This window comes from Achromobacter sp. (genome assembly GCF_036567245.1).
Taxonomy (GTDB): domain Bacteria; phylum Pseudomonadota; class Gammaproteobacteria; order Burkholderiales; family Burkholderiaceae_B; genus Achromobacter.
In genome coordinates this window covers 1-6,777 of the sequence record NZ_DATCUY010000676.1, presented here as the reverse complement: position 1 = coordinate 6,777, position 6,777 = coordinate 1, and the positions used below count along the sequence as shown (strand labels likewise).

5 protein-coding genes are annotated in these 6,777 nt (G+C 66.9%); all 5 read right to left on the bottom strand.

The features are described from left to right. Positions 1–121: 121 nt before the first annotated feature. Entirely contained in the window at positions 122–1,291 is a 1,170-nt protein-coding gene (mraY, locus tag VIR09_RS28875) for a phospho-N-acetylmuramoyl-pentapeptide-transferase (protein ID WP_207472117.1), read from the bottom strand. After that, a complete protein-coding gene (gene murF / locus VIR09_RS28870; protein WP_332015988.1) occupies positions 1,281–4,136 on the bottom strand; it encodes a bifunctional UDP-N-acetylmuramoyl-L-alanyl-D-glutamate--2,6-diaminopimelate ligase MurE/UDP-N-acetylmuramoyl-tripeptide--D-alanyl-D-alanine ligase MurF in 2,856 nt (951 codons plus the stop codon). Before murF ends, mraY begins: the two co-directional genes overlap by 11 nt. Next, positions 4,133–5,863: a penicillin-binding protein 2 gene (locus VIR09_RS28865; RefSeq protein WP_332015987.1), complete on the bottom strand. Its 1,731-nt coding sequence runs from the start codon at positions 5,861–5,863 to the stop codon at positions 4,133–4,135. The genes murF and VIR09_RS28865 overlap by 4 nt, the downstream gene beginning before the upstream one ends. Continuing rightward, complete coding sequence (ftsL, locus tag VIR09_RS28860) at positions 5,860–6,150, bottom strand: cell division protein FtsL (protein WP_207472113.1); 291 nt, start codon at positions 6,148–6,150, stop codon at positions 5,860–5,862. Before ftsL ends, VIR09_RS28865 begins: the two co-directional genes overlap by 4 nt. Next, on the bottom strand, positions 6,150–6,777 hold a 628-nt coding region (rsmH, locus tag VIR09_RS28855; protein WP_332015986.1), incomplete at its 5' end, for a 16S rRNA (cytosine(1402)-N(4))-methyltransferase RsmH. The genes rsmH and ftsL, both read right to left, overlap by 1 nt.

Genomic DNA, 6,777 nt, shown 5'->3' with positions numbered 1-6,777 from the left:
GTGTCAGCCACGCGCAAGCGGGCGCCCAGGCGGGCGCACCAGCGAGCGGCGGCGACACCCGTCTCGCCCAATCCGAGGATCAGGACGAGCGGCGCGTCTGCGCGGGAGGTTTCCATCGTATTCATCGCAACTTCAGGGTAGAGAGGCCAATCAGCACCAGCATCATGCTGATGATCCAGAAACGCACGACCACCTGGGTTTCTTTCCAGCCACCCACTTCAAAGTGATGATGCAACGGGGCCATGCGGAAAATGCGTCTACCTGTTCCATAACGTCGCTTGGTGTACTTGAACCACGTCACCTGGATCATCACGGAAAGGGTCTCGACCACGAACACGCCGCCCATGATGAACAGCACGATTTCCTGGCGCACGATGACCGCGATGGTGCCCAATGCGCCGCCCAGCGCCAGCGCGCCCACGTCGCCCATGAAGACTTGCGCCGGATACGCGTTGAACCACAAAAACGCCAGACCGGCGCCGCCAATCGCGGCGCACAGCACCATCAGTTCCGATGCGCCCGGGATATAGGGGAATAGCAGATACTTGGAATAGTCCACACGGCCGACCACGTACGCGAAGATGCCCAGCGCGCTGCCCACCATGACGGTGGGCATGATGGCCAGGCCATCCAGGCCGTCGGTCAGGTTCACGGCATTGCTGGTGCCCACGATGACGGCCCAGGTCAGCGCCACGAAGCCCAGCACGCCCAGCGGGTAGCTCACGCTCTTGAAGAACGGAACGATCAGGTCGGCGCGCGTCGGCAGGGGCATCGTGAAGCCGCTGCCGACCCAGGCCTTGAACAAGGGCCATAGCTCGGTATTGGCGGGCGCCGACACGGCGAACGCCAGATACACCGCGGCCACGATGCCGATGGTGGCCTGCCAGAAGAATTTCTGCCGCGCGGGCATGCCTTCCGGATCGCGATAAACCACCTTGCGGTAGTCGTCCATCCAGCCGATCCAGCCGAAGCCGAAAGTCACCAGCAGCACCACCCACACGAAGCGGTTGGTCCAGTCCGCCCACAGCAAGGTGCTGATGGCGATGGAAATAAGGATCAGCACACCGCCCATGGTGGGGGTGCCCGTCTTGACCAGATGGGTTTCCGGGCCGTAGGAGCGCACGGCCTGGCCGATCTTCATCTCGGTCAGTTTGCGGATCACGCGCGGACCAGCCACCAGGCCGATCAAAAGCGCGGTCGCGCACGCCAGCACGGCGCGCAAGGTGATGTATTCGAACACCCCCAGCGCGCGTACATCGTCAGACAGCATGCGGGCGATTTCAAGCAGCATTCTGCTCTCCCTGCCCCTTGGCCGCCACACCTTCATTCGTAGAAAAAGCCGTCACCACCCGCTCCATGCGCATAAAGCGCGATCCCTTTATCAATACGCAGGACGCGCGCAAGCCGCGCAACGCGGCAACCACTTCGTCTACCGATGCGCAGGCGTGCGCCCCCACACCGAATGCGGCCGCGGCCGCCCGGCTGGCTTCGCCTAGCGTGATGAGCGCGTCGAGCCCATGCTCGCGCGCGTAATTGCCCACCTCGACATGCATGGCGGGGCCGTTGTCCCCGACCTCGCCCATGTCGCCCAGCACCAGGACGCGCTTGCCGGCCATGCGGGCCAGCACGTCCACGGCCACGCGCACCGAGTCGGGGTTGGCATTGTAGGTGTCATCAATGAGCAACGTTCCGTCACTCATATGCTTGTGCTGCATGCGGCCCGCGACCGGGCTGAACCCGGCCAGGGCACGCACCGCGCCTTCCAGGGGCGCGCCGGCGGCGATCGCGCTGGCGATAGCCGCCAGCGCGTTGCGCAGGTTATGCAGGCCCGGCACCGGCAGCGCCAGATCCGCGACGCCCACCGGGGTCACCACGCGGCAACGCGTAGCGTGCACGTCCGCGAGAATCTGCTCGGCATACACGTCCAGGCCGGGTTGCAGACCGAAGCGCAGCACGCGTCGCGGCTCGGCCAGCGCGTCCCAGATCGCCGAATAAGGCTCATCGCCGGGATAGACTGCGACGCCGTCCTCGGGCAGCGCCGCGATGGCCGCGCCGTTCTCGTGGGCCACGGCTTCCACGCTGTGCATGAATTCCTGGTGCTCGCGCTGGGCGTTGGTCACCAGCGCCACCGTGGGCGCGGCGATCGCAGCCAATTGCGCGATCTCGCCGGGGTGGTTCATGCCCAGCTCGAATACGGCTGCCCGGTGCTCCGGCCGCAAGCGCAGCAGGGTCAGCGGCACGCCGATGTCGTTATTCAGGTTGCCGGCGGTCGCCAGGCGGCCCGCCTCGCCCTGCCACTCGGCCAGCATGGCCGAGATCATTTCCTTGGTCGTGGTCTTGCCGTTGCTGCCGGTCACCGCCACCACGGGCAGCGCGAACTGCGCGCGCCAGGCGGCGCCAATGCGCATCAGCGCGATGCGCGTGTCGCCCAGCACCAGTTGCGGCAGCTTGGCATCAGGCACGGCATGCGCCACCACGGCCGCGCAGGCGCCGCGTGCCTCGGCCTGGTCCAGATAGTTGTGCGCGTCGAAGTTCTCGCCCACCAGCGCCACGAACAATTCGCCCTGGCCGATGCGGCGGGTGTCGGTGGACACGCCCTTGACCTGCGGCACCAGCAGCGCCAGCCGCGCCCATTCGCGGTCATCGAAGGGCAGCTTCTCGCCCCCGATGTCCTGATAGGTTTCATGCCCCTTGCCGGCCAGCAGCACCACGTCATCGGGCGCAGCCGCCCAGATGGTCTGCATGATGGCGCGCGCACGGTCCACCTGCACGTCGGGGCGCACGCTGTCGGGAATGCCGGCCAGGATCTGTTCGACGATGGCTTCGGGCGATTCGGTGCGCGGGTTGTCGCTGGACACGACCACGTGGTCGGCCAGGTCGGCGGCGATACGGCCCATCTCGGGGCGCTTGCCCGGATCGCGCTCGCCACCGCAGCCGAACAGGCAGATCAGGCGACCCGAGCGCGCGGTCGCGACGGCGCGCAAGGCGGACAGCGCCCGCGACAGCGCGTCGGGCGTATGCGCGTAGTCCACCACCACCAGCGCGCCTCGGCCCGTAGCGGCCTGGGTGCTGTGCGCCACCGGATCCACGGTCTGCAGGCGGCCGTCGACGGGGTCCGTCGCTGCCAGCTCGCGCGCGATCTGCGCAAACGGCAGACCCAATTGATACAGCACGCCCGCCACCAGCAGCAGGTTCGACACGTTGTGCGCGCCCAGCAGGCGGGTCACGATCTGAGCCTCGCCATGCGGCGACACCAGCGTGAAGATCTGGCCCTGGGCGGTGGCCTGGAGATCGCGCGCGCGCATGCCGGCGGGAATCGCCGGGTCAGCGCTCAGGCTGTAGCCCATGGCCATGCCGGCAGGCAGATCGGCGATCAGCCGGCGTCCGGCTTCGTCGTCGGCGTTGATCACGGCTGCGGTCAGGCCCGGCCAGCGGAACAGGCGCGCCTTGGCGGCCTCGTACCGTTCCATCGTGCCGTGATAATCGAGATGGTCGCGGGTCAAATTGGTGAAGGCGGCCAACGCAACACGCACGCCGTCCATCCGGCCCTGCTCGATGCCGATGGAGGATGCCTCCATGGCGACGGCCTTGGCGCCGGCGTCGCGCATGGCGGCCAGCGTGCGATGCACGGTCAGCACGTCGGGCGTCGTCAGGTCGCCGCCCAGCGTCTGCCCATCGGGCAGCACGGCGCCCAGGGTGCCAATGGTGCCGCAGGGCTTGTCATTGCGGCTCAGCGCATGCGCGATCCATTGCACCGATGAAGTCTTGCCGTTGGTGCCCGTCACCGCCACCACCGCCAGCTCGGCCGAGGGCCGGCCATACCAGGTGTCGGCCAGCTCGCCCAACAGGGCGCGCAGGCCGGTCACCGGCAGCATCGGGGCCTGGTCCGCCACCGCCGCTACGGCATCGTTGGCGGGGGCTTCGAACAATACCGCGCTGGCGCCCAGCGCCAACGCCTTCTCTATATAGAGACGTCCGTCGCTGGACAGACCCGGGCAGGCGACGAAAACATCGCCCGGCTCGATCTCGCGGGAGTCCAGCTTGAGGTGCGCGGTCAACGACACGCGCGAATGCAACCACGCCACGGTTTCGGCAACCGTGGCGACAGGGTTGAAGAGGAAGCCTTTGGCGCTCATCTGCCTGGCTCCTTGAGACCAGCAACAATTGTGGATTCGAAGGGCGCGTCCGGGCGCACCCCCATCAGCCGCAAGCTCCCCCCCACGATCTGGGAGAACACGGGCGCGGCGATAGCGCCGCCGTAATAGCCGCCAACCGTCGGCTCGTCGATGGACACGGCCACGACGATCTTCGGATCCGACACCGGAGCGAAGCCCACGTAGGAGCTCCGATAACGCTGCATGCTGTACTTGCCGTCGACGATCTTGCGCGCCGTGCCGCTCTTGCCGGCCACGCGATAGCCCTGCACCTGGGCGGCCTTGGTGCCTTCAGGACCAGCGGCCGCTTCCAGCATGCCGCGCACCATTTCGGTGGTCTTGGGCGTGTAGATCTTGACGCTGGTGGGGTCGCTGTCGCGCTTGACCAGCGTCAGCGACACCATGTCGCCATTGCGGGCGAAAACGGTATAGGCGCGCGCCACCTGCAGCAGCGACACCGACAGGCCGTAGCCATAGGCCATCGTGGCCTTTTCGATCAGGCGCCAGCGGTCCCACGGACGCAGGCGGCCGGGCGCCGCGCCGGGAAATCCCACCTGGGGCGCCTGACCCAGGCCCAATTCGGTGAAGCGGTCCCACATTTCGCGGGATTCCAGCTTCTCGGAGATCATCGTCATGCCGATGTTGCTGGACTTGCGCAGCACGCCGGCCACGTCCAGCGTGCCGTTGCGGCTCACATCGCTGATCGTGCTGCCTTGATACTGGAAACGGCCATTGCCGGTTTCGAACAGGGTCTTGGTGCTGATGCGGCCCAGGTCCAGCGCCAGCGCGGCGGTGAACGGCTTCATGATCGAGCCAGGCTCGAAAGTGTCGGTGATGGCCTGGTTGCGCAGCTTGGAACCATGGAAGGTTTCACGCTTGTTCGGATCGAAGGTCGGCACGTTGGCCAGGGCCAGGATCTCGCCCGTGTGCACGTCCACGACCACGGCGGTCGCGCCCTTGGCCTGGTGCTTGTCCATGGCGTCCTTCAGGGCCTTGAACACCAGGTACTGCAGGCGGGTGTCGATCGACAGACGCAGGTCGCGGCCGTCCACCGGCAGGGTCACGGCCTGCACGTCCTCGATCACGCGGCCCAGCCGGTCCTTGATGACGCGGCGGCTGCCCGGACGTCCCGACAACTGCTGGTTGAACGTCAGTTCGACGCCTTCCTGCCCCTGGTCCTCGACGCTGTTGAAACCCACCACGTGGGCCATCACGTCGCCATCCGGGTAGTAGCGGCGAGTCTCGGGCTGCTGGTGCACGCCCGGCATGCCCAACTGCTTGATCTTGTCGGCCACGTCCATGGAGACCTGGCGCTTCAGGTAGACGAAGTTCTTGTCTTCGTCGACGAGGCGGTGGCGCAGATCGGCCAAGGGCGTTTCCAGCAGCTTCGCCAAGGTGTCCATCTGCGCCGCAGTGGCCTGCTTGGCGTCTTCGGGAATCGCCCAGATGGCGCGCGCCGGCACGCTGGAGGCCAGCACCGCGCCATTGCGGTCCATGATCTTGCCGCGCGTGGCGGCCAGGGTCAGCGTGCGCTCATAGCGCCGCTCGCCCTGCTGCTGCAGGAATTCAGTGGACAGCCCCTGCAGGAACAACGCGCGGCCGGCCAGCACGGTGAATCCGCCGAACAGCAGGATCAGCACCAGGCGCGCGCGCCACGTGGGCAATTGCCCGCGCAGCACGGGGTTGTCGAAGAAGGGGACGCGTTTCATTGCGCGCCTCCGCTGGCGGAGACAGGCGCCTGATTCATGTACAGCGTGCGGTCCGGAACGATGGAAATCATCTTCAGGCCGTCACGCGCGATAGCGTCCACCCGCGCGTTGCGGGCGAGTTCGGCTCGGTCGAGCTGCAGACGCCGCCAACTGGTTTCGAGGTCGCGTGCGTGCGCCTGATCGCGGCCCAGCTCGATGAAGAGCTGGCGCGACTGATACCGGCTGGTGACCAGGGAAATGGCCGACAGCATCAGCAAAGCCGCAACGATCAGGTTGACGCGACCCATTAGCGACGCCCCCCCTTGCCGCGGCGCGGCGGAGGAGCCAGGTCGCTGCCCGGCAGCGAGCCGATCTTCACGAACGCGAAGCCGCCCTCGGCGGGCAACGGCGTTTCGGTGCGTTCGGCGACGCGCAGGACGGCGGAACGGGCGCGGGCGTTGGCCGAAACCTCATCGTCTTCGGCCAGCACGCGTCCGAGGGAGCGCAGGACCGGCTGAGGCATTTCGCTTTCCCGCAGGGGCAGGCGCGCATGCGCGGCGGCCGGACGAGCCGCCGCCGCGATGCACTGCTTGACCATGCGGTCTTCGAGCGAATGAAAGCTGATCACCGCCAACCTCCCTCCCGGGGCGAGCAGGTCTAGAGCTGCCGCGAGGGTGCGCGCGAGCTCTTCGAGTTCCCGATTGATGTAAATCCGTAGAGCTTGAAAGGTGCGTGTGGCCGGATGCTGCCCCTTTTCGCGCGTGCGGACGGCGCTGGCGACGCACTCGGCAAGTTCGAGCGTGGTGCGCAGCGGCCTTGTTGCGCGGCGAGCAGCAATCGCCTTTGCAACCTGAAAAGCAAACCGTTCTTCGCCATAATCCGCTATGACCTCCCGCATCTCATCCACACTGGCTTGCGCCAGCCAATCCGCCACC